Raw genomic sequence first — 23,518 nt, 5'->3', positions numbered from 1 at the left:
TGAGCAGTTGCCTGCGATCAGGCCAGGTCGTCCCATTCCCCGCCCTTACGTTGCAAGAGGTTAGTTCGAGATATCGAATGGCGCCCGTGACTTCGAACGGGACCGTAGGGTCGAAGGGCTTCCGCGTCAATGGGTTGGGCGCAGGCTCATAGGTCGTTCCCGGTTGAACCACGCTCGCCGGATCGCATGACGCGGACACGGCGGGGCGCGTACGCTCGGACCGGCCCACACCGGCGGTGAGAAGGGGGAGGCGATGGGCATCGCGGGCGCGCGTGAGCAGGCGGTACGCCTGGCCGCACGGCTGCGCCGCTCCCGTCCGGGTCCGGCGATGCGCTGGCTGGCGGGCGACCTCGCCGACGCCGTCCGCGCCCGGTCCGAAACGCCCGGCGGCGTACGGGAGTTGTGCCGGGCGCTGTGCGAGGAGATGAGCGCACTGCGCGGCGGGCGGCCGGTTCACCTGCGCTTCGAGTGCTTCCCGGACGAGATCGAGGTCACCGGCCTGTGGCTGGAGTTCTCCGACTTCGACCTGGTGATCGTGGAGGAGCGGGCCGAGGCCGTGCAGCAACTGGTCATCCTGGGCCACGAGTTGTGGCACCTGCACGCCGGGCACCGCCACCCCCACCTGGCCGGCGACGCGGCGGCCCGCGCCCTCGCCGACGCGCCCGGCTGGCAGGGCATGCCCCTCACGGTGGCCGCCCGCAACGGCTCCCGGGAGGCCGAGGAGGCCGAGGCGGACGACTTCGGGCACCGCCTGGCCGCCCAGTTCCGGGCCCACCTCGTCGGCTCCGACACCGACACTCCCCTCGGCCCGGTCCAGCGGAGCCTCGGCTATCGCGGACGCGACGAAGCCGGTGAGGCGAAGGGGCGCGCCGGTGCCGCACGGTCACGGGGGCCGGCGAACCGGGCGCCGAAAAAGGGAGGAGCCGCACGGTGACCCTGGCGCTCGACGTCGCGGGGTTCCTCGGCGATGTCTCCATCTCCTTCTGGATCCCCACGGCCGTCCTGACCACCGCCCTGGTGATCAAGCTGCCCAGCATCGTCCGGATGTGGCGGGACCCGATGCTGCGGGCCGTCGGCGGTCTGCTGCTGTTCGCCTGCGGGGTGTTCGTCTTCGCGGCCCCCCGGACCATCGCCTGGACCAACCGGGTCACCGGGGTGCCGAACATCTCGGCGCCCTGGGTGTACTCGCTGCTCACCGCGCTGTGCGCGTCCTGGCTGCTGCTGATCATCGCCTGGCGCAACGGCCGCTCCGACCGCTCGGCCGAGACCCGCCGGGTGACCCGCTGGGTCGTCTCGGTCTACGCGGGCGTGGTGGTCGCCCTGTGGGTGCTGTTCGCGCTCGCGGACGTGCCCGAGGAGCGGCTGCGGGACCTGGACACGTACTACGCCAACACCCCCTTCATGCGCGAGGAGATCCTGCTCTACCTCGTCGCGCACACCGTCGCCTGCTCGATCACGGCCCGGCTGATCTGGAACTGGATCCGCACCGACGGCCTCGACGCCTGGCTGCGCTGGGGACTGAGGCTGCTGGGCGTCGGCTACGCCACGAACCTGTGCTTCGACGCGGCCAAGCTCACCGCCGTCGTGGCCCGGTGGACCGGCCACGACCTGGACTGGCTGAGCACCAATGTGGCACCGGCGGGCGCCTGCGTCTCCGCCACCCTGGTCGCGGTGGGCTTCATCGTCCCGCACGTCGGCCAGTACCTGCACGAGCGCTGGCACGTCCGGCTGCGCCACCGCGCCCTGGGCCCCCTCTACCAGCTGACGCGGACCGTCACGGGCGAACGCGAGCCCTTCGCCCCGCACGCCCCCGCCGAACTGCGCCTGATCCGCCGCGAGACCTTCATCCGCGACGCCCTGCTGCAACTGTCCCGGCACCTGGACGAGGACCTGCGCGCCCGCGCGTACGACGCCGCCCTCGCCCTCGGCTTCGCGCCCGCCCGGGCCAGGGCCCTGGCCGCCGCCGTGACACTGCTGGACGCGGCCGGCGGCGAGCGCCCGCCGCGCGCCGACGGCGCCGGCGCCCCGTCCGGCCCCGACACGGCGTACCTGCTGCGCGAGATCCAGGCCGTCTCCCAAGCCCTCCGCCACCCCGACGAGATCACGGCGGTACGCGCCCGCGCGGCCGCCCCGGCAGAGAGCGTGCCCGCGCATGAGTGAACCCCCCTCCCCCGTCAGAACCGCGGTCGTGCTGGGGGGATCCCACACCGGCATGCTCGCGGCACGCGCCCTGGCCGAGTGCGCCGACCGGGTCGTCGTCGTCGAACGCGACGCCCTGCCCGAGGGCCCCGAACCCCGCAAGGGGCTGCCGCAGGCCCGGCACGCCCACATGCTGTGGTCGGGCGGGGTACGGGCCGTGGAGGAACTGCTGCCCGGGATCACCGACGCGCTCAAGGCCGCCGGGGGGCGCCGGCATCCGTTCACCACGGGCGTGGTCGCCCTCTCCGCGCAGGGCTGGTTCCGGCGCTGGCCCGAGTCCCACCATGTGATCCTGGCCGGCCGGGACCTGCTGGACGCCACGATCCGCGCACAGGTCCTCGCCGACGAACGGATCGAACTCGTCGACCGGACCGAGGTCCTCGCTCTCACCGGCACCGGCGCCGCGGTCACCGGCGTACGGGTACGCACGCCGGACGGTACCGAACGCACGCTGCCGGCCGGCCTCGTGGTCGACGCCACCGGGCGCGGCTCCCGGGCCTCGCGCTGGCTGGCGGACCTGGGGCTGCCCGCGCCGCAGATCCGCGAGGTCGACCCGGGCCTGGTCTACGCGAGCCGGCTCTTCCTCGCCCCCGAGGCGGCCCGGGAGGGCTTCCCGGTGGTCAACCTGCAACTCGATCCGCGGGGCGAGGGGCCGGGCCGCTCGGGCTTCCTGCTCCCCATCGAGCACGGCCGGTGGATCGTCACCCTGCAGGGCACCAGGGGCGGCGAACCCCCCGCCACGAACGAGGACTTCGTCCCCTTCGCCCGTGAGAAGCTGCGGCATCCGCTGCTCGGCGAACTGCTGGAGCGCGCCGAGCCGCTGACCGACGTGTCGGTCACCCGCTCCACGCTCAACCGCCGGCACTTCTACGAGCGGATGCCGGCCTGGCCCGAGAACTTCGCCGTCCTCGGCGACGCGCTCGCCGTGTTCAACCCCGTCTACGGCCACGGGCTGGCGGTCGCCGCGCAGAGCGCCGTACTGCTGCGCGAGGTCGTACGGCGGCACGGCTGGGGCACGCCCGGGCTGGCGCGCCGTGTGCAGCGGGCGGTCGCCCGTCCGGTCCGCGCGGCGTGGGACCTGGCCCTCGGACAGGACGTGTTCCACCCCGGTGCGACGGAGCAGGGCCCCAGCCTGCGCGATCGGCTCGTGTCCGCCTACGTCGACCGGCTGATGTACACCGCGACGGGGAACGGCCGTATCGCGCGCCGGGTGACGGATGTGACGTCACTGGAGCGGGGGGCGGAGGCGCTGCTGACGCCGAGCGTGCTGCTCGCGGCTGTGGTGGGGCCCCTGCAACCCCCGCTGACGGAGCCACCGTTGACGACGGAGGAGCGGAAGGCGGCGGGGGTCTAGGCGCCGTGCGGCGGACGGCGCCGCGGTTCCCGGGGGTGCGGGGAACCGCGCGGTCGGCCACGGCGGACCAGCACCTGGCGGCCACCGCCCCTCGGAACCGTCAACCGTGGAAAGCCGGCTGGGGCAGCCCCTTGCCCGCCCCCGGAACCACCAGCACCGAGCCCGACAGAGGGTGCGGGGACGACAGACCGGTGCGGGCAGTCGTGATGTAGAGGTCGGTCAGGCCGGCGGAGCCGAACGCGCAGGCCGTCGTACGCGGCGTGGGCAGGCCGATCACCCGGTCGAGCCTGCCGTCGGGCGTGTAGCGGCGCACCGCGCCCCCGTCCCACAGCGCCACCCACACGCAGCCGTCCGCGTCGACCGTCAGGCCGTCCGGGAAGCCCGCGCCCTCCTCGATCCGCGCGAACGGCCGCCGGTCGTGGACCCGTTCGCCGTCGTGGTCGAAGACGTCCACCCGGCGGGTCGGGGAGTCGACGTAGTACATCAGGCGCCCGTCGGGGCTCCAGCCCGTGCCGTTGCTGACCGTGGCGTCGGTCAGCACCGTCTCGGCGGTGCCGTCTGCGGTCAGCCGGGTCAGCGTGCCGCCGCCCGGCGCCTCGTCGTAGCGCATGGTGCCCGCCCACAGCGAGCCGTCGGGCGCCACCGCGGCGTCGTTCCCGCGACGGCCCGCGACCGGCTCGTGGTGCAGCCAGCGGAACGTGTCGTCGGGGTCCAGCAGGCCCACGCCGTCCCGCAGGTTGAGGACCAGGCCGCCGCCCGCGCGGGGCTTGACCGCGCCCACGTGCTGCTCGGTCGTGCGTACCGTACGGCGGCCCGTGCCGGGGTCGTAGCTGTGGATCCGCATGCCCAGGATGTCGACCCAGATCAGCCGGCCCGTCGCCGGGTCCCAGGTCGGGCCCTCGCCCAGCTCCGCCTCGGCCCGTACGGCGACCTCGTACCCGGCGCTCACGCCGCGCCCCGGTGGCCCAGCCGCTCGGACAGCTCCGCCGCGCCCTTCACCGCCAGCTGCTCCAGCTCGGCCCGGCGCTCGTCGCTCCAGCGGATCATGGGGACCGAGATGGAGAGGGCCGCGACCACCTGGCCGGTGCGGTCGCGCACGGGAGCGGCCACACAGCTCACGTCCGGGTTGGACTCGCGGCTCTCGACCGCGATACCCCGCTGCCGGATCTCCGACAGCGCCTCGCGCAGCGCGGCGGGGTCGGTGATGCTGTTGGGGGTCATCGCGGTCAGCTCGGCGTCGTCCGGGATCCGCGCGGTCAGCTCCTGCTCCGGCAGCGCGGCCAGCAGCATCTTGCCGACCGAGGTGCAGTGGGCGGGCAGGCGCCGGCCGGCCGCGGAGACCATCCGCACGGCGTGTGTGGAGTCGACCTTGGCGATGTAGATGACGTCGGTGCCCTCCAGGATCGCCACGTGGACGGTCTCGTCGCAGGTCTCGGCGACCGAGCGGGCCACCTGCTGCCCCTCGGCGGCGAGGTCGAGCTGCTCGGCGTAGCGGCTCCCGAGCTGGTAGGGGCGTACGCCGAGCCGGTAGCGTCCGGGCTGTCCCGGCACCTGCACGATGTACGAGCGTGCGGCGAGCGTGGTGACCAGCTCGTGCACGGTGGTGCGCGGCAGCTGGAGCTTGCGCACGATGTCGGGGGCGGAGAGCGTCCCGTCCCCGTCGAGGAACAGCTCAAGAATGTCCAGAGCCCGGGTCACGGCAGGCACGAGGCGTCCCACGTCCGGCCCCCTCCCTTGGGTCTAAGCGCCCGGTCGATACCCCGATGGCGTGATGTTCGAGATATCAACAGGCGATCGGCATGACGAACACAGGCTAGTCATGGAGGGTTTCCCGGGCAATGGCCCGGCGCCACACCGTGCACCATGGGCTCATGGATCTCGACTTCCAGCTGGTTTTGCTGCGCCGCATGGCCGACCACAACCCGGATCTGGTCGAGGACGCCCGCCGGACGCTGGGCGCGTCGATCGCGGACATGCGGGAGACCAACAAGCGCTGGCAGGCGATGGTCCGCTCGCCGAGATCCCGGTCGGCCGCCGCGCGCTACCGCTCCGTCCTCGGCGAGCCCGAGGCCGTGCTGCCGCGCCGGCTCGGCGACGTCGACTGCGAGGCCCGGCGCTGGACTCTGCCCCTCTGGCCCGACCTGCGCTTCGAAGTGCTGGTCGGGCCGGACGGGGCGGTCTGGAACGAGTGGCTGGTACGCGCCCCCGGCGCCCCCGCGCCGCGGCTTCGGACCCTGGACGACCTCGTCCCCTGGTCGTGCACGGTGGACGAGGCCGCCCGCGCCTTCGCCCCGGCCCGCCCGCTGGAGGGCACGGCCCCGACCCGGTGGGGCCTCGCCTTCACCGCGCCCGGCCCGGACGGCGCCCGGCACGAGGCGGTCGCCGAGTTCACCTGGGGGCTGCTGCAGCGGACGGCGGTCGTCCCCTGAGCCCGCTCAGTCGTCGAAGCCGGTCGCGCGGGTCCGCTTCTCCCAGGCGGTGACGTCCTCCCGGACCTGGTCGAGGTGGCCCAGAACGGCGCTCACCCCGTCGTCGCCGAGCGGCAGCCGCAGCGGGGTGTGCTCCGCCTGAAGCACGGCCAGGATCAGGGCCGCCGCCTTGGCCGGGTCGCCGGGCTGGCTGCCGTGGCCGCCGCCGACGGCACCGCGGGTCTCGCCGACGTTGGCGTACACCCCGGTGTCGGAGCTGGCCCCGGCACGGCCGGTCTCGAACAGCGCGGTCCGGAACGCGCCCGGCTCGACGATCAGCACCTTGACGCCGTACTCCCGCACCTCGTCCGCGAGCGCCTCGGACAGGCCCTCCAGGGCGAACTTCGTCGCGCTGTACGCCCCGAAGCCCGCGAAGGACATCTGGCCGCCCATGCTGCTCATCTGCACGATCGCGCCCGAGCGCCGCTCCCGCAGGTGCGGCAGCACGGCCCGGACGAGGGCCGCCGGCCCGAAGAAGTGCAGGTCGAACAGGGCGCGCAGCTCTTCGTCGGTGGTCTCCTCGACGGCGCCGACGTGGGTACGTCCCGCGTTGTTGACCAGCACGTCGATGCGCCCGTGCCGGGCCACGACATCCCGGACCGCCTCCTCGACCGCAGCCACGTCCGAGACGTCCAGGCGCAGCGCCTCCACCTGGTCGGGATGGGCGGCCACCAGGTCGTCCAGGGCCTCGGGACGCCGGGCCGCGCCGACCACCACGTCACCCGCGGCGACGGCCGCCTCGGTGATCGCCCGCCCGAAACCGCTGGTCGCGCCGGTCACCAGCCACACCTTGTTCATCGCCACTCCCGTGTCTCTACGTCCGGTCCGACACGAACAGCCTGCGGCCGCACACCGTTGCCCGTCCAAGACCCTCGGTGATAACCAACGGCTATGACCATCGACGTCCACGCCCGCGAGCTGCGCTACTTCGTCGCGGTCGCCGAGGAGCTGCACTTCACCCGGGCCGCCGGCAGGCTGTACGTCTCGCAGCCCGCGCTGAGCAAGCAGATCCGGGTGCTGGAACGGCAGTTGGGCACGGAGCTGTTCCGGCGCGACCAGCACGGGGTGGCACTGACAGCGGCGGGCGAGGCGCTGCTGCCGCACGCGCGCGAGGTGCTGGCCGCGTGGGAGGCGGGCGCGGCGGCCGTGGAGGAGGCCAAGGCGGCCCAGCGCGGCACGCTAGTGGTGGGCATGAGCACCAGTCCGGGCCGCGGCGGCCTGCTGCCCGCCATCCGCTCCCGCTTCACCGCCGCGCATCCGGAGACGACGGTCCGGCTGCGCCAGATGAGCTGGGACGATCCGACGGCGGGCCTGGCGGACGGTGCCGTGGACGTCGCGTTCGTCTGGCTGCCGCTGCCCGACGAGGAGCGGTACGCCTGGACGGTGGTCGCCGAGGAACCGCGGCTGCTGGCCCTCCCGGAGTCGCATCCGCTCGCCGCCCGCGCCGAGATCGACTTCGCGGACCTGCTGGACGAGCCGTTCCTGGCGCTCCCCCGGAGCGCGGGCCTGCTGCGGGACCACTGGCTCGCGCTGGACGCCCGCGCGGGCCGGCCGCCCCGGATCGGCGCGGAGATCTCCGGGACGGAGGAGACGTACGAGGCGCTGGTCGCGGGCCTGGGGGTTTGCCTGGTGGCAGCCGGCAACGCCCCACTCATCAGCCTGGGCGGGGTCGCCACCCGCCCGGTGCGGGGCATCGGCCCGAGCAGCTATGTGCTGGCGTGGCGGAGGGCGGAAGGGGCCCGGCCGCTGGTGCGGGCGTATGCGCGGGCGTGCCGGGAGACGGTGCGCTGAGCGCCCCATGAGGGGCGCGGGGCTGTGTTCGACACGCGGCTCCGCCGCGTGGGCGCGATCGACCACGAGGGCGCCGCGGCCGCACAACGGCGGCGCGCGGCACCTCAGTAGGCGCAGACGGCCTCCACGACCCGCTCCAGCGACCCGGGATGCAGCCACAGGAACAGATTCGGCTCCACCAGCTCCAGCTCCATCAGCCGGGGCTCACCGTCCTCCCCGTCCACGAGGTCCACCCGCGCGTACAGCAACTCGGAACCACCGGGCACCGCCCCCAACGCCTTCTCGGCGACGGCCAGTTCGGCATCCGTCGGCTCCCACCGCCGCAGATCCGGATGCGCCACCTTCTCCGCGTCGTACGCCGTCCCCGGCGCCAGCACCGCGCCCTTGCGGCTCGCGTGCAGCAGCCGGCCGCCGAAGAACTGCAGCGCCCGCTCCCCGCTGACGTCGATCCCCCGGACGTACGGCTGGACCATCGCGGTGAACCCCTCGGCGTGCATCCGGGCGAGGTGCCGTACCGCCGTCTCCCGCCGGTCAGGCGTGTAGCGGGCGGCGAACCGGGCGCCCGCGCCCGAGGTCGGCTTGATCACGTACTCGTGGCCGGCGGGCAGGTCGGCCAGCTCGCCCGGTGCGATGTAGCGCGTGGGGACGGTGGGCACGCCGGCCGCCGCGAGCTCGCCGAGGTAGCGCTTGTCGGTGTTCCAGCGCACCACGGGCGCCGGGTTGGCGAGCCGGGTCAGCGCGCCGACCCGCTCGACCCACGCCCCGAACTCTTCGGCGCGCCAGCTGTAGTCCCAGGTGGAGCGGATGACGACGAGGTCGTAGCCGGCCCAGTCGGCGTCCGGGTCGTCCCAGTGGCGGGCCTCGGCCTCGGCCCCGGCGTCACCCAGCGCCCGCACGAGCTCCGGCAGGTCGGTGTCCTTTCCGGGTTCGGCGCCGGGGTCGTAGGTGGCGAGGGCGATGCGGGGCACGGCGGACTCCCTGTCGTACGACGGTTCGATCACGGCGAGGCTAACAACCGTCGCTGTCCGGTATGAAGTGACCATGGCCGTCGACGGCACCGACGCGTACACCGGCGTGCCCGGGCTTCCGGCTCTCGTCCGGGCCGCGCTCACCGCCGCCCGCGGCAGCGGCTTCCCGTACTCCTGCCGCCCCGAGCAGGGCCGGCTGCTGCACGCGCTGGCGGGTGGCGCCCGGGCCCGCATCGGGGAGACCGGCACCGGCCTCGGAGTGGGGCTGGCCTGGCTGGCCTCGGGTGCGGCGCCGGGGGTGCGGCTGTGGAGCGTGGAGCGGGATCCGGAGCGGGCACGGGCCGCCGCGGCGGTGTTCGCGGGGCGGCCCGAGGTCACCGTGCTCGGCGGCGACTGGCGGCGGATCGAGGAGTACGGGCCCTTCGACCTGCTCGTGCTCGACGGGGGCGGGCAGGGCAAGGTGCCCGGGGACCCGCCCGCGGACGTCGAGCGGCTGCTCGTGCCCGGTGGGACGGTCGTCGTGGACGACTTCACCCCGGCGTCCGGCCGGCCGCCGCTGCACGAGGGTGAGCCGGACCGGGCCCGGCTGCACTGGCTGGAGCATCCCGCGCTGCGCGCGACCGAGCTGAGGCTCGCGGCGGATCTGAGCACGGTCGTCGGGACAAGGCTCCTGGTGTAGGAAGGTGCCGACGGTCATCCGACAGTTAGGAGTGTCCCGCGTGTCCTCCCTCTTCCCCGCTCTGACGGACGGTCCGGGCGAGCGCAGCGAGACGGGGGTCCCCCCGGACGGAGTCCGGGAGAGGACCGCCCTGCGGTTCGGCGAACGGTCGTTGACGTACGGCGAGCTGGCCGGGGCCGCCGGCGCGCTCGCCGCCCGGTTGCGGGGCACCGGCCGGGTGGCCGTGTGGGCCACGCCGGACCTGGAGACCGCCGTCGCTGTGACGGGCGTGCTGCTCGCCGGCGTGGCCGCGGTGCCGCTGAACCCGAAGTCGGGCGAGAAGGAACTCGCGCACATCCTCTCCGACAGCGCACCGGCCCTGGTGCTGGCCGCCCCGGGCGCCGAACTCCCGGGCGCGCTCGGCGGGTTGGAGCGGCTCGACGTCGACGCGTCCGCCTCCGCCGCCGTACCGGACGACACGGCCCCGGGCGAGGACCCGGCGCTGATCGTCTACACGTCCGGCACCACCGGCCCGCCCAAGGGTGCCGTCCTGCCCCGCCGGGCCCTCGCCACCACCCTGGACGCGCTCGCCGACGCCTGGCAGTGGACGGCGGACGACGTGCTGGTGCACGGGCTGCCCCTGTTCCATGTGCACGGGCTCGTGCTGGGCACCCTCGGCCCGCTGCGGCGCGGCGGCAGCGTGCGGCACCTGGGCCGGTTCAGCACGGAGGGGGTGGCGCGGGAGCTGAACGCCGGCGCGACGATGCTGTTCGGGGTGCCGACGATGTACCACCGCATCGCCGAGGCCCTGCCCGGGGACCCGGAGCTGGCCAAGGCGCTCGCCCGGGCCCGGCTGCTGGTCTCCGGCTCGGCCGCGCTGCCCGTGCACGACCACGAGCGGATCGCGGCGGCGACCGGGCGCCGGGTGATCGAGCGGTACGGCATGACGGAGACGCTCATGAACACCAGCGTGCGGGCCGACGGCGAGCCGCGCGCGGGCACGGTCGGCGTGCCGCTGCCCGGCGTCGAGTTGCGGCTGGTGGAGGAGGACGGGACGCCGATCACGGCGTACGACGGGGAGAGCGTCGGCGAGATCCAGGTGCGCGGGCCGAACCTGTTCACCGAGTACCTGAACCGGCCCGACGCCACGGCCGCCGCGTACACCGCCGACGGCTGGTTCCGCACCGGGGACATGGCGGTGCGGGAGAGCGACGGGTATGTGCGGATCGTCGGGCGCAAGGCCACGGACCTGATCAAGAGCGGTGGGTACAAGATCGGGGCCGGGGAGATCGAGAACGCGCTGCTGGAGCATCCGGGGGTGCGGGAGGCGGCGGTCACCGGGGAGCCGGACCCGGACCTCGGTGAGCGGATCGTGGCCTGGATCGTCCCGGCCGACCCGCAGGCGCCGCCCGCCGCCGGGGAGCTGGCGGACCACGTGGCCCGTCGCCTCGCCCCCCACAAGCGCCCCCGCGTGGTCCGCTACCTGGACGCGCTCCCCCGCAACGACATGGGGAAGATCATGAAGCGGGCGCTGGCCGATGCCTGAGCGGCTCTCGGCCCGGGAGGTCCTGACGCTGGTGACGGACCCGGACACCTTCGCCGAACTCCCGTCCCCGCCGGGCCGGTCCGGGCCGGACGGCCCCCTCGGCTGGCAGGGGTACGACGCGCTGCGCGCCCGTGCCGCCGAACGCACCGGCGAGGAGGAGTCGGTCGTCTGCGGCACCGCCAGCGTCGACGGCACCCGGGCCATGCTGCTCGCCTTCGAGTTCGGCTTCCTCGGCGGCTCCCTCGGCGAACGCACCGGGGACCGGCTGGAGGCGGCGTACCACCACGCCCGTGCCCACCGGCTCCCGGTGGTCCCGTTGGTCGCCACCGGCGGCAGCCGGATGCAGGAGGGCATGCTCGCGCTGCGCCAACTCCAGCGCGTGGCCCGCGAATCGGCGCTCACCCGGGAGGCGGGCCTGCCGCAGATCGCGGTCCTGCGGGACCCCACGACCGGGGGCGGCTGGGCCACCCTGGGCGCCGGGGCCGACGTGGTCCTGGCCCTGCCGGGCGCCCAGGTGGGCTTCGCGGGCTCCCGGGTCCGGCCCCCGGACGCCGACCCGGCCGCCTACACCGCCGAGGGGCAGCTGGCGGCGGGGTCGGTGGACGCGGTGGTACCGCCGGAGGAGCTGCGGGAGACGCTGGGCCGGTGGCTCCGGCTCCTCACCACCCCGGCCCAGGAGGCCCCCGTACCGGCCGCCCTCGGCACCGGCGAGCTGCCCGCCACCGGCTGGGAGGCCGTCCACCGCGCCCGCTCCCCCGAACGCCCCCGCGCGCAGGCCTACCTGGACGCCTGTTTCACCCGCAGGGCCGCCCTCGCCGGCGACCGCTGCGGGGGTACGGATACCGACGGCATGCTCTGCGGGTTCGGCGAGCGCGACGGTCGTACCGTGGCCTACGCGGCGCAGACCGGGACCGCGACCCGGCCCGCCGGGTACCGCACCGCCGCCCGGCTGATCCGGCTCGCGGACCGGCTCGACATCCCGGTGCTCACCCTGGTGGACACGCCGGGCGCGGCCAACGACGCCGAGGCGGAGCGGCAGGGGGCCGGGGCCGCGATCGCCGAGGTGTTCGGGGCGGTGGCGGCCGCCCGGGTCCCGATCACCACGCTCGTCATCGGCGAGGGCGGCTCCGGCGGCGCCCTGGCCCTGGCCGCACCGGACAACACCTGGGTCACGCCGGACAGTTACTTCTCGGTGATCGCACCGGAACTGGCGGCCGCCATCCTCAAACGACCGCCGGAGGAGGCCGAGGCGACCGCCGGCCGGCTCCGCATCCGGCCGCAGGATCTGGTCGAGCTGGGGGTGGTCAGGGGGATCGTGGACCACCCCCGGCCCCGGGTCACCTCACGGCGACCGCCCGGATGACCTCCTGCGTCACCGATCCCCCCTTGTCGTCGTGGGCCGAGGCCCGCAGCGAAACGGAGGTGGCACCGCGCGGCACGGTCAGCGTGCCGCGCCAGGACGCGCCCGCGCCCGCCAACGGGACGGTCCGCCACGTACCGCCGTCGTCGTACGACACCTCCAGCCGGCCCCCGCCCAGCTTCCCGGTGCCGGCGGCCCCGGCCACGTACGACGCGCCGAGCCCCACCGGGATCCGCCGTCCGCCGGGCACCGTCCCGGCGAGGTCGGTGCCGATGTCGTAGGCGAGGTTGATCAGCGGCAGGTAGGACCAGTGGTCCTCCGGGGTGGCGGCCGACCGGAACGTCCACTCGGAGTGCCCCCGCGAGCCCAGCGGCCAGCGGCCCGCGTCGAGCGCGGTGTCGGTGACGACCTTGTAGGTGTGCTCGTCGGCGGGCGCGTCCCAGACGTACGCCGCGGAGCTGTCGCCCTTGTCGACAAGCGTGCCGTCCAGGTAGACGGCGGTCGTCTGGGTCATGCCGCTGTCCGCGCTCCACACGTCGCCGAAACCGGTGTGGTCCGGCCCGGAGTCGCCCCAGCCGGGGGTGTTCAACTGGATCTGGTTTCCGGCGCGTTGCTGCCCCCAGCCGAGCCCGGTGCCCAGCCAGGGGTGCCACACCGGCCGGAACCAGTTCAGCACCGGACGCGAACCGCCCTCGTACCGCACCAGTCCGCTGCGCTCCTCCAGGGTGCCGTCGCCGATCGTCACGGACTCGTGCCACAGCTGGCCGGGGCCGGTGGAGACGTGGTCGGTGCGCTCGGCGGGCAGGTGGACCCGCTCCTGGAAACCGAGGCCGATCGGGAAGGTGTCGGTGACCGAGTAGCGGAACTCACCGCCGTCCGTCGGCCGGGCCGCATGGAACCTCACGTGCACGGAGGCCAGTTGACGCCTGCCGGGAGCGAAGGTGAGATCCCGGTCCGGGATCGCGCCCCGGTGCCCCTCGGACAGGTCGTACACGTACGGGGAGTCGGCGGTGCCGGTCATGTCGACCCGGCAGGCCGCGCGCAGCCGGGCCGCGTCCGCCGCGTTCACCGTGGCGATCTGCAGCGGCCGGTCGGCGTTGTCGTCGGTGCCCCACCAGGCCATCAGCCGGCCGGGGGCGTCGTCCGTCACGAACAGCGCCCTGACGCCCGCGTCCTGTGCGGCCCGGGCGAGCGCGGCCGGGTCGGCGCCGTCGGCGAGGTGGGCGAGCGCCGCCTTGCCGGACACCCCGGTGAAGGGGCCGTCGCCGACGTCGACCAGCGGCAGCCTGGTGCGGCCCGCGATCAGGGTGCCGCCCGGCTGGACGGTCGCCTCGCCGACGCCCTCGACCGCCAGCTGCGGCTCGGCCAGCCGCCACACCGTGCGGTACTCGAAGGAGCCCTGGCCGACCTTCGCGGTGGGCGCGGCGAAGACGCTGTCGTAGGTGAGGGGCACCTGGACCGCGCCGAAGAGGTCGGCGCCGTCGGCCTGCCGGTCGTACTCCATCACGAGTTGGTGGGTCTCGGTGCGCCGGCCGACGTCGGCCTTGATCTCCCGCAGCCCGCGGCCGTCCAGGGTGACGTCCTGGTCGTGGTCGAGGGTGATCTCGGGCGCCGAGAGGAAACCGAGGCCGAGGGAGTCGGCGCCGTGGCTGCCGTGCACGTCGAGGAAGGTGGCGAGGGAGTAGGTGCCGGGCTCCATGCGCAGCCGGAGGGTGCCGGAGTCGCCGACGTGGGCGGGCTGGGCGTCCTCGCCCGCCGCGAGCCGCTGCACGGTGAGGTCGGCGGGGGCGGGCCTGCCCGCGCGGTCCTTGACGTGGACGGTGAGCGTGTACCGCTCCCCCTCCTTGACCAGCCCGAACGCGGTGTGCGCGACGGTGTCTCCGGAGGTGTCGGTGGCCACGATCTGCCCGCTGGTCTCTCCGACCGCCGCCTTGGCTCCGTCGCCGGTGACCGTGGTGGAGGCGGTGCCGTGGGCCGGGACGGTGAGGGCGGGGTCGGCGAGGGTGGCGACGCCGTCCGGGGCACCGCGCACGGACAGCTTCAGTTCGACCGCCTCGTCGGAGGAGTTGGTGTAGGTGAGGGCGCGGGTGACCGGCTTGTCCTGGTCGTACGGCCAGCTGTGGAAGCCGAGGTCGGCGCTGCCGGTGGCGGTGATCCGGGCCCTGACGGCGTCCGGCACGCTCACCCGCCCCGCGCCCAGCGCGTAGGCGGACGCGTCGAGCTGCTTCGAGCTGGACATCAGCGCGTCCTTCAGCCGCGCGCCGGACCAGTCGGGGTGCTCCTGGGCGAGCAGGGCGGCGACGCCGGCGACGTGCGGGGTCGCCATGGACGTACCGCTCATGGAGGTGTAGTAGCCGCTGCCGCCGGTCAGCCCGGAGCGGGCGGCGAGGATGTCGACACCGGGGGCCGATATGTCGGGCTTGAGGGCGTTGTCGCCATAGCGGGGGCCGGCGCTGGTGAAGTAGGCCGCCTGGTCGGCGGAGTCCACCGCGCCGACGGTGAGGGCCGCGTCGGCGGCGCCGGGCGAGCCGATGGAGGACGGGGCGCCGGTGTTGCCCGCGGCGACGACGAAGAGCGCGCCGGTCTCCCTGGAGAGGGTGTTCACCGCCTCGGCCATCGGGTCGGTGCCGTCGCTCGGCTCGGTGGAGCCGAGGCTCATCGAGACGATCCGGGCGTGCACGTCCCGCGCGGCCCACTCCATCCCGGCGATGATCTGGGACTCGCTGCCCGAGCCCTGGTCGCTGAGCACCTTGCCGACCGCGAGGGTGGCGTCGGGCGCGACCCCCTTCTCCTTGCCGCCGGAGGCGGCCCCGCTGCCGCCGACGGTGGAGGTGACGTGGGTGCCGTGGCCGTTGCGGTCGGCCGTGTCCTCGCCGTCGATGAAACTCCTGGTCGTGGTGGTCCGGCCCGTCAGATCGGGGTGGCCCAGGTCGACCCCCGTGTCGAGGACCGCGACGGTGACGCCCTTCCCCGTCAGCCCCGCCTCCCAGGCGGTCGGCGTGCCGATCTGGGCGTTGCTCTCGGCCATGTCGGCCTTCACCCGGCCGTCCAGCCACACCTTGTCGACGCCGTCGCGGTGCGTGAACGACCGCCAGAAGGTGCGTCCCTCACCGGCCTCGACCGCGGCCCCGCGCAGGCTGAGCAGGCTCCGCTTCCGCTCGGTCCCGGGCGGGGCGGTGGTCCGCGCGCCCTTGCCGTAGGTGACGATCAGCGGTGTCCCGTGGGCCCTGGCGTCGGTCAGCCCCTGCCGGATCAGCCCGCTCACGTCGAACAGCCGCCGGTCCAGCGTCCCGGCCCGCAGATACGGCAGTGCCTCGTCCGGTACGACGCTGATCCGGCCGTCGCTCTGCTGCGTCCGCACCGCTCCCGTCGCCCCCTGGGGCCGCCGCACGGTGACGGTCTTCTTCCCGTACCCGAGGTCGGTGACGGTCACCTTGTCGCCGGTGACGAGGGTGACGGTGACGGGAGCGGTGGAGCGGGCGGCGGTGGCCTCGGGGGCGGCGGTCGCCGGACCGTACGGCAGGAGGGCGCCCATCACCCCCACCGCCACCAGGACTGCCGAGCGTCTGACTGGTCCCCTGCTCATCCACGCCTCTTCTCGTCGGGAGTCTGTCCGAGTGGCTCGCGTGCTGGGACGAGTGTCATGTGCCGTCTGTCGCACGGGGGTTGGGCGTCGGCGGCGGGAACGCGCCCTGGCGGATTCCCGCCAGGGGCGAAGACCTGCGCCGGGCGGACCGCAGACACCGTCAGCAACCATCCGTCACAATGCACTTGGACGTACATCGAGCACACGGGGGCGATGAACACATGGGCAGGCTGCTGGAGTTCACCACGGACGACGGCGCGGTGGTCGTCGTGGAGAGCACGGAGCCCGGGACCGGGACCCGCCTCGTCGGCCGTGGCGACGGCGGACCGGCGGCCCAGGCGTCCGCCACCTTCGAGGGCGCGCTGGACGGAGTGCGCGCGGCGGCCCATTCCGCGCTGCGGGTGTTCCGCGACGGCGCCCTGCGTCCCGACTCGGTGCAGCTGGAGTTCGGGGTGAAGCTGACCGCGGAGGCCGGCGCGGTGATCGCCAAGGGCGCGGCGGAGGGCCAGCTGGTGGTCCGACTGGGCTGGACCTCGGGAGCGGCCGAGCCGGAGCCCGCGCCCCGGTCATGAGCGGCGCCGCCTGGCACGCCCGGATCGAGTGCGGGGGCACGGTGGCCGGGGCGGGCTTCCTCGTCACCCCCCGGATGGTGCTGACCTGCGCCCACGTCGTCCGGAGCGATCCGGCGCCCGTGACGGTGAGCTTCCCGAACCGGCCGGACCTGACCGGGCTGCCCGCGACCGTGACCGTGCCCGGCGGCTGGGCGGGCGGCGCCACCGACCCCGGAGATCTCGCCGTACTGGAACTGGACCGCGACGTCCCCGTGGCGCCCGCGAGGTTCGCGCCGCCCGGTGCCGAACAGGACAGCCCCTCCCTCGTCGCGTACGGCTTCCCCGAGGGCTACGACGAGGGTGTGCTCGCCCGGTACCGTGCCGTGTCCCGGACGCTGATCGCCGACCAGTGGATGCAGCTGGAGGCGAGCTCGGCGCACGGGCAGCCGCTGGTGGGCGGGTTCAGCGGGGCGGCGGTGACGCTGCCGGACGACCGGGTGGTCGGCATGGTGGCCCAGGTCGCGGGGGAGCCGGACGTCCGGGTCGGGCGCATGCTGCCCACGGAGGTCATGGCCCGCCACTGGTACGGCCTGGGCGCTCTGGTTCCCGGCCCCGGCGCCGGCACCCCCGAGACGAGCAGGCGGCTGCACACACTGGTGCGGCGCGCCGAGTCCGCCGGCCTGGACTGCGATCCGGACCGGCTGTACGGGCATGCCGTGGGCCCCTTCGGCCCGGACCTGCCCCCGGGCGGGTTCGCCTCGCTGCGTGCGGCCGCGGCCTATGTGCAGTGGCAGGTCGACGACGTCGAGGCACTGCCCCGGTTCGCCGACCGGCTGGCGGAGCTGCTCGCGGGCCCGCCCGCGCCGCAGGCCTCCGCCTGGTCCCCCATCGTCGTGGAGCTGGAGCGCAGCGGCGAGGGACAGGACCAGGTCACCGTGCGGGTGTCGGCCTACCGCGACGGGCAACGGCGTCCGGTGGAGACGGGCCGGCTGCCGCGCGGTGAGGTACGGGCGTACGTGCAGCAACACGTCGACCGCGCCTTCGTCCACCTGGCGGAGGGCGCCGAGGCGTTGCTCGCGTTCGTCCTGCCGCGCGAGTGGCTCAACGAGCCCGTCGCGCAGTGGGAGTGCGGCCCGGACGACTCCACCCCGCTCGGCTGCGCCCACCCGCTCGTCGTCACCGACCGCTCCCGGCACCACAGCGGCCGGCTGCGCCACCACCTCGCCAAGAAGTGGCGGACGCTGGAGACCGGGCCGGGAGCCACCACGCTGCACCGGGTCGAGTGCGCGAGCCCGGAACGCCCGCCCAGCCTGCGCAAACGCCTCCGGGACGAGGAAGCGGGCCTGGTGGGCTTCGGCTCCCCGCCCACGGCCCTGCCCGGCCACTTCGAGGCCGGCCTGAACGTCCCGGTGCCGGTGCTGCTGTGGCCACGCGGCGGCTGCGCCGACTCCGGCCACGGTCCCGGCCCGTGTCCGGGGGCCGCCTTCCTGGACGCGCTCGGCCCGGCCGTGGACGGCGTCCCCGCGGCCGAACTCCCGCACCGCGTCCGGTCCCTGCGCGAGGAGGCGGCGGCGGACGACGATCCCGACCGGCACTGGGCGAAGGACATCCAGCTGCTGTGGGACGCCCCCGACTGCTTCCCCGAGCCGGCCGCCGGCCTCCACTCCCCCGTCGCCTGAACCCAGCACCGCACCCGATGGAGAAGAAGGACCCCATGCCCCTGTGGCCCGTCTACACCGGCACCGAGGAGCCGCACGACGGCATCGACCTGCTGCCCCCGCCTCCGCCCTGGCGGGCCTTCGACGGCGGCCCGGAGCTCGCGACGCCCGCGGACACCGAGGACGCCTCGGCCACCTCCCCCGACCGCACCCACCGCGCCGCCACCTACCAGGCGACCGAGCGGACCGTGCAACTGGTCAACGCGGCGCTCTATCTGCGCCGCCCGCTGCTGGTGACCGGCCCGCCGGGCACCGGCAAGTCGTCGCTGGCCTACGCGGTGGCCCGGGAGCTGAGGCTCGGCCCGGTGCTGCGCTGGAACATCACCAGCCGCAGCACCCTGCAGGACGGCCTCTACCAGTACGACCCCCTCTCCCGCCTCTACGCGGCCCGCCGGGCGAAGGCGGCACGGGTGCCCGACGCGCCCGCCGCGCCCGGGTCCGAGGACGGCATCGAGGACCATCTGCGCCTCGGCCCCCTGGGCACCGCGCTCCTGCCGTACGCCCGCCCCCGCGCCCTGCTGATCGACGAGATCGACAAGAGTGACCTGGACCTGCCGAACGACCTGCTCAACGTCCTGGAGGAGGGCCAGTACGAGATCCCCGAGCTGATCCGCGCCGCCCGCCACGCCTCCGTCGCCGAGGTGATGGTCGACGGCACCCACGACCGCGCCCCCGTGACACGCGGCCGGGTCCGCTGCCGGGCCTTTCCCTTCGTGGTGCTGACCAGCAACGGCGAACGCGAGTTCCCGCCCGCGTTCCTGCGCCGCTGCGTGACCCTGCGGCTGCGGCAGCCCGACGACCGCCATCTCGCCGAGATCGTCCGCGCCCACCTGGGTGAACCGGACGGCTACGCGCAGTCGTTGATCACCCGCTTCCTGTCCCGGGCCGGCCGTGGCGACCTGGCCACCGATCAGCTCCTGAACGCCATCTACCTGGCCCGCTCCTCCGACCTGGACGCCGAGTCCCTGGACGAACTGGCCGAACAGCTCATGCCGTACCTCGGTGAGGGCCCGCAGGCAGATGCCTTCTGACCACCCCGGGACGCCCCCCGCCCCGTACGCGCGCCTGGCCGAGGTCCTGGCCAGGACGACGGACGGCACCCGCCCGACGCCGCTGGAGCTGGCCGAACTCCTGTGGCTGGCGGGGCAGCTGGGACCACCGGACGGCGAGGGCGGGCGGACCGGGCGTCCGGCGCGGGCGGCGGAGCCGGACCCCGCGCCGGACAAGCCCGTCCAGGACCCGGCCGGCCCGCGCGCCCCGGACCGTGCCGCGGGCGTCGGATCCGCCGGCCAGGCGTCCCCGCGCGCCCCGCTCCACCTGCCCTCGCCCACTCCGGCGGCGGGCCCGTACGTCCCCCTGCACGCCCCCGCGCCCCCGATGCTGCGCCACCCCCTGGGCCTCCAGCGCGCCCTGCGCCCGCTCAAGCGCCGCACGGACGCCCCGGTCGGCCACCGCCTCGACGAGCCGGCCACCGCCGATCGCATCGCCCGGCTCGGCGCGGGACCGGAGGGGTGGCTGCCGGTGCTGCGCCCGGCCCGGGAACGCTGGCTGCGGCTGAACCTCGTGTACGACGCCGGTCCGACGATGCCCGTCTGGCGTTCCCTGATCCGCGAACTGCACCAGGCGCTGGTCCAGTCGGGCGTGTTCCGCACGGTGACCGTGCACCGCGCCGACCCCGACGGCACGGTACGCGGCGACGGCACCTACGGTCACGGCGACGGCCGTACGGTCACGCTGCTGATCAGCGACTGCATGGGCCCGCAGTGGTGGCGGGGCGAGGCGGGCGGCCGCTGGTACGGCACCCTGCGCCGCTGGGCGCACCGGATGCCGCTGGCGGTGGTCCAGCCGCTGCCCGAACACCTGTGGCGGGGCACCGCGCTGCCCGCCGCGCCGGGGATGTTCTCCGCGCCGTCCCCGGCCGCGTCGACGGCGGCGCTCACGTTCACGCCGTACGAGGAGTGGGGGCCCGAGGCGCGGCGCGGCACGGTGGCGCTGCCCGTGCTCGAAGCCGGTCCGCGCTGGCTCGCGCACTGGGCCGGGCTGGTGGCGTCCATGGGCGGATCCGCGTTCCCCGGTTCCGCCGCCCCGCTGGGCCCGCCGCCCGGCCCGGAGGACTCACAGGACCGCACCGACCTGGCCGGGCTCACCGCCGAGGGACTGGTGCTGCGCTTCCGGGCGACGGCCTCCCCGGAGGCCTTCCGGCTGGCCGGCCACCTCGCCCTCGGCCGCCCCGACCTGCCCGTGATGCGCCTGGTGCAGCGAGCGGTCGAGCCGGTCCCGCGCCCGCAGCACCTGGCCGAGGTGATCCTCAGCGGCGTACTGACGACGGTTGCGGGGCCACCGGGGTCGTACGCCTTCCGCCCGGGGGTGCGCGAACTGCTGCTGCGCGGCCTGCCCCGTGCGGAACGCTCCGGCACGGCCGAACTCCTGGCCCGGGTCGGCGGGTTGATCGAGGCGCGGGCGGGAGCGGCGCCGGGTGAGTTCCGTGCCGTGACGCCCGCGGCGGACGGGGCGGGGGCGGCCGCGGACGGGGAGGCGTTCGCGACCGTACGGACGGAGAGCGTCCGCCGGTTGACGGGGGGCGGGGCGGGGACCGGGGCTGTGGCGCCGGAGGACCGGATCGGCCGCTACCGGCTGCTGCAGCGGTTCACTCCGTCCGGGCGCGCCGTGTGGCTGGGCCGGGACCCGGAGACGGACCGTCAGGTGGCGGTGCGGTTGTACCGGCCGTTTCGCGACAGCGCACGGCGCGAGGCGTTCCTGCGGGACGCCGGGCGGCTGCGGGCCCTCGCGGACCACAGGCTCGCCCGCGTCAGCGACTTCGGCGTCGAGGACGGACGACCGTACCTCGTCATGGAGTACGTGGCGGGCGTCAACCTCAACGCCCTCGCGTCTCCCGACGGTTACCGGATTCCGGCTCCCCTGGTGGTGTCGGTCGGGACGCAGGTGGCACAGGCGGTCGCAGCGATCCACGAGGCCGGCGTCACGCACGGGGACCTGGGCCTGTCCCGGGTGATGCTCAGGCCCGACGGCACGGTCAAGCTCAGCGGCTTCGCGCCGGGCCGGACCGCCGGTCCGGAGGGGCGGGCGCAGGACCTGGCGAAGCTGGGCAGACTGGTGCAGCGCCTGGCCACGGGGAGCGCACGGGCGGCGCCGCCCTTCGCCCCGGACCGGCTCCGGCACCTTCCGGAGAGCCTGCGCGAGCCGTATGCGCACGCCCTCGACCTGCTGCTCTCCGGAAGGCCCCAGGACCAGGCGCGGGGCAGGGACCTGCTGACGGACAAGGCGCTGCGGCTGCACGCCCGGAGGGAGTACGAGCGACGGGTCTACCGCATTCTGGGCCCGGTGACCGTGTACCCGGAGGACCACGCCGACCGCGCCGTGGAGCTCGCACCCGAGGAGGCGGCGGTACTCGCCATGCTGTTGCTGCGGGACGGCCGCGAGGTGACCCGCGCCGAACTGCGGGCCGGTGTGTGGGCCCGGGACGAGGAGCCGCAGGACGCCACGGCGGCCGTGGACCGGATCGCGTCCCGGCTGCGCGCCGCGCTGGGCCCCGGCGCGCTGGCCGTGCTCCCCGACGGGTACGCCCTGCACACCAGCGCCGACGACGTGGACCTGAGCCGCCACGAGGAGTACGAGCGGACGGCCAAGGAGAGGACCATGATGGGTCCGCTCGGGGAGGCGGGCACGTACCTCGACATGGCGCGCGCCCTGTGGCGGGACGGGGACCCCCTCGCGAACGTCCCCGGCCCCGCGGCCCGCACGGCGCGCCGCCGGCTCCTCGAAGTCCGCCACGTGCTGCATCGCAGGATCGCCGAACTCCACCTGGACCTCGGCGACTACGACCGTGCCCACGCACAACTCACCGAACTGGTCCGGCAGTACCCGTCCCGGGAGGACTTCCGCCTGCTGCTCCTGATCACCCTCCGCCACCAGGGCCGTGCCGAGGAGGCGCTGGAGGTGTACGAGGAGTACGAGCTCTCCGGCGGCCGGAACCCGGAGCTGCTCGCCCTGGGGCACGAACTCCGCGGGGAGTACGACCAACCCCCGGACGACACCGGCACCGGCCCCTACGACACCGCCCCGCTCTCCCAGAACCCGGTCCCGGAGCCCGACGCGCTGCCGGAGGGCAGCTTCCCCACCGAGGAGTCGCTGCCGTCGATCTTCGAGATGCGGGACCAGGAGTCGGCGGTGGAGGCGCCGCTGCCGCAGAACGTGGTGCCGGAGAGCCTGTTCGCCGTGGACGACCCGCTCGCCGAGGAGCCCTGGGGCCCGGACCGGGACGAGGAGAGCGACGACGACGCCTACTACGACGCTCTCGTCGCCGGACTCGGCGACGAGCCGCCCCCGCCCACCTACCGCACCGAGATCTTCTTCGAGTTCGCCGACGGCCCCCACCATCCGGACGTCGGGGCCGCGCTCGGCAGGGCGGTCACCCGGCTGCTGGCGGCCGGCGGGTCGGACGGATACGACTTCGGACCCACCGCGGACCACAGCGCCTGGATCGTGACGACGACGTATGACGCACCGGGCCTGCCCCTGCTGCACGCCACGATGCGGCACTTCGAGGACGAGGTGGTGCGGCTGGGTGGCCTGCGCTGGCGGGTGACCTTCGAGTGCCACTTCCACGACAGCACGACGGAGACGGCGCACCCCGAGGCCGTCCGCCGGATCCTGGACGCCTCCGAGGACCGGCGGGGCATCGTGGCCGTGCCGGAGACGCTCCGGGACGAGTTGGACGAGGACGACGACCTGGCTCCCTGGCTGGAGTCGCTGCGCCGGGCCGCCGGCGCGGGCTGGTACCGGCTGTGCCGGCTCGCGCGCCCGCTCTACGACGGCACGCACCCGTATCCGCCGGTCCACGGCCCGTATCCGCTGCCGGCCGGCGTCGGCCTGCCCCAGGGGACGGGCGAGATCAGGACCGTCGTCTACAGATCGGACACCGGCGAGCTCGGACTCGCCCCGGCCTCGCGGGACACCGAGTACTTCGAGGTCGACCTCACCGAACGCCGCCTGGAGCTGGACGAGACGGAGTCGTCCCTCCGGGCCACCGGCACGGCGGTCTGGCACGTCAGCGACCCGCTGCGGGCCGTGGCGCACGCCGACGCCGAGCCGGTCCCCGAGCTCATCAGGGAGGCCGTGCGCGGTCGGCTGCGGCACCTGGCGAGCACCGGCGCGGACGCCCTGGCGGGGTCCCCCTTGTCGCTCGCGCCCGTCCGGCCGGACGACGTACCCGGTTGCACCGTCCGCTGGGAGGCGCGCATCACGCGGGCCCGCGCCTGACCACGCGACACACCGTCCCGGCGCCGGAAACCCCCCGTT

General features: G+C 75.0%; 17 protein-coding genes. 12 read left to right on the top strand and 5 right to left on the bottom strand.

The genetic code is table 11. From position 1 onward, the window contains the following. The first annotated feature begins 253 nt into the window (after positions 1-253). From AB0D93_RS19090 to AB0D93_RS19080, 3 genes are read left to right on the top strand one after another with little or no spacing between them, the layout of a single operon-like run. A complete protein-coding gene (locus AB0D93_RS19090) occupies positions 254-934 on the top strand; it encodes a toxin-antitoxin system, toxin component family protein (RefSeq protein WP_362120699.1) in 681 nt (226 codons plus the stop codon). After that, complete coding sequence (locus AB0D93_RS19085; RefSeq protein ID WP_362120697.1) at positions 931-2,160, top strand: MAB_1171c family putative transporter; 1,230 nt, start codon at positions 931-933, stop codon at positions 2,158-2,160. The genes AB0D93_RS19090 and AB0D93_RS19085 overlap by 4 nt, the downstream gene beginning before the upstream one ends. Next, the gene (locus tag AB0D93_RS19080; RefSeq protein WP_362120694.1) at positions 2,153-3,553 is read left to right on the top strand and encodes an FAD-dependent oxidoreductase; all 1,401 of its coding nucleotides are present in this window, start codon (positions 2,153-2,155) and stop codon (positions 3,551-3,553) included. Before AB0D93_RS19085 ends, AB0D93_RS19080 begins: the two co-directional genes overlap by 8 nt. A 100-nt stretch (positions 3,554-3,653) precedes the next feature. Here the strand turns inward: AB0D93_RS19080 and AB0D93_RS19075 are convergent, their stop codons facing one another. Both AB0D93_RS19075 and AB0D93_RS19070 read right to left on the bottom strand, forming a co-directional pair. Beyond that, positions 3,654-4,502 (bottom strand): SMP-30/gluconolactonase/LRE family protein, encoded by an 849-nt coding sequence (locus AB0D93_RS19075; RefSeq protein WP_362120692.1) that lies wholly within the window; start codon positions 4,500-4,502, stop codon positions 3,654-3,656. Next, positions 4,499-5,272 carry an IclR family transcriptional regulator gene (locus tag AB0D93_RS19070; protein WP_362120690.1) on the bottom strand — a complete coding sequence of 258 codons (774 nt, stop codon included), beginning with the start codon at positions 5,270-5,272 and terminating at the stop codon, positions 4,499-4,501. Before AB0D93_RS19070 ends, AB0D93_RS19075 begins: the two co-directional genes overlap by 4 nt. A gap of 152 nt (positions 5,273-5,424) precedes the next feature. Here AB0D93_RS19070 and AB0D93_RS19065 point away from each other — a divergent pair, with 152 nt between their 5' ends. Then, the gene (locus AB0D93_RS19065; protein WP_362120688.1) at positions 5,425-5,982 is read left to right on the top strand and encodes a hypothetical protein; all 558 of its coding nucleotides are present in this window, start codon (positions 5,425-5,427) and stop codon (positions 5,980-5,982) included. A gap of 6 nt (positions 5,983-5,988) precedes the next feature. Here AB0D93_RS19065 and AB0D93_RS19060 read toward each other — a convergent pair whose 3' ends face one another. Continuing rightward, positions 5,989-6,819 (bottom strand): oxidoreductase, encoded by an 831-nt coding sequence (locus tag AB0D93_RS19060; RefSeq protein ID WP_362120686.1) that lies wholly within the window; start codon positions 6,817-6,819, stop codon positions 5,989-5,991. 93 nt (positions 6,820-6,912) lie between these two features. On the opposite strand from AB0D93_RS19060, the gene AB0D93_RS19055 reads away from it, so the two are divergent. After that, positions 6,913-7,812, top strand: coding sequence for a LysR family transcriptional regulator (locus AB0D93_RS19055; RefSeq protein ID WP_362120684.1), 900 nt, complete (start codon positions 6,913-6,915; stop codon positions 7,810-7,812). A gap of 104 nt (positions 7,813-7,916) precedes the next feature. Here AB0D93_RS19055 and AB0D93_RS19050 read toward each other — a convergent pair whose 3' ends face one another. Then, the gene (locus AB0D93_RS19050; RefSeq protein ID WP_362120843.1) at positions 7,917-8,780 is read right to left on the bottom strand and encodes a hypothetical protein; all 864 of its coding nucleotides are present in this window, start codon (positions 8,778-8,780) and stop codon (positions 7,917-7,919) included. Between the two features lie 73 nt (positions 8,781-8,853). On the opposite strand from AB0D93_RS19050, the gene AB0D93_RS19045 reads away from it, so the two are divergent. Genes AB0D93_RS19045 through AB0D93_RS19035 form a run of 3 tightly spaced genes read left to right on the top strand, consistent with a single transcriptional unit; the run spans position 8,854 to position 12,347 of the window. Continuing rightward, complete coding sequence (locus AB0D93_RS19045) at positions 8,854-9,459, top strand: SAM-dependent methyltransferase (protein WP_362120682.1); 606 nt, start codon at positions 8,854-8,856, stop codon at positions 9,457-9,459. 40 nt (positions 9,460-9,499) lie between these two features. Then, positions 9,500-10,984, top strand: coding sequence for an acyl-CoA synthetase (locus AB0D93_RS19040; RefSeq protein WP_362120680.1), 1,485 nt, complete (start codon positions 9,500-9,502; stop codon positions 10,982-10,984). Then, a complete protein-coding gene (locus tag AB0D93_RS19035; RefSeq protein WP_362120678.1) occupies positions 10,977-12,347 on the top strand; it encodes a carboxyl transferase domain-containing protein in 1,371 nt (456 codons plus the stop codon). Before AB0D93_RS19040 ends, AB0D93_RS19035 begins: the two co-directional genes overlap by 8 nt. Here AB0D93_RS19035 and AB0D93_RS19030 read toward each other — a convergent pair. Continuing rightward, on the bottom strand, positions 12,322-15,930 hold the full coding sequence (locus tag AB0D93_RS19030) for a S8 family serine peptidase (RefSeq protein ID WP_362120676.1): 3,609 nt from the start codon (positions 15,928-15,930) through the stop codon (positions 12,322-12,324). The two genes, AB0D93_RS19035 and AB0D93_RS19030, sit on opposite strands and share 26 nt — an antisense overlap. A 221-nt stretch (positions 15,931-16,151) precedes the next feature. On the opposite strand from AB0D93_RS19030, the gene AB0D93_RS19025 reads away from it, so the two are divergent. From AB0D93_RS19025 to AB0D93_RS19010, 4 genes are read left to right on the top strand one after another with little or no spacing between them, the layout of a single operon-like run. Continuing rightward, complete coding sequence (locus AB0D93_RS19025; protein ID WP_362120674.1) at positions 16,152-16,502, top strand: CU044_2847 family protein; 351 nt, start codon at positions 16,152-16,154, stop codon at positions 16,500-16,502. Continuing rightward, positions 16,499-18,160 carry a trypsin-like peptidase domain-containing protein gene (locus AB0D93_RS19020; RefSeq protein ID WP_362120672.1) on the top strand — a complete coding sequence of 554 codons (1,662 nt, stop codon included), beginning with the start codon at positions 16,499-16,501 and terminating at the stop codon, positions 18,158-18,160. Before AB0D93_RS19025 ends, AB0D93_RS19020 begins: the two co-directional genes overlap by 4 nt. 35 nt (positions 18,161-18,195) lie before the next feature. Continuing rightward, positions 18,196-19,230 carry a MoxR family ATPase gene (locus AB0D93_RS19015; protein ID WP_362120670.1) on the top strand — a complete coding sequence of 345 codons (1,035 nt, stop codon included), beginning with the start codon at positions 18,196-18,198 and terminating at the stop codon, positions 19,228-19,230. Further along, positions 19,220-23,479: an SAV_2336 N-terminal domain-related protein gene (locus AB0D93_RS19010; RefSeq protein ID WP_362120668.1), complete on the top strand. Its 4,260-nt coding sequence runs from the start codon at positions 19,220-19,222 to the stop codon at positions 23,477-23,479. The genes AB0D93_RS19015 and AB0D93_RS19010 overlap by 11 nt, the downstream gene beginning before the upstream one ends. Positions 23,480-23,518: the final 39 nt, after the last annotated feature.

Source organism: Streptomyces sp. NPDC048191, assembly GCF_040652655.1.
GTDB lineage: Bacteria > Actinomycetota > Actinomycetes > Streptomycetales > Streptomycetaceae > Streptomyces.
Note: the sequence above shows the minus strand (reverse complement) of the source record. Positions and strands in the feature narration are given on the sequence as shown.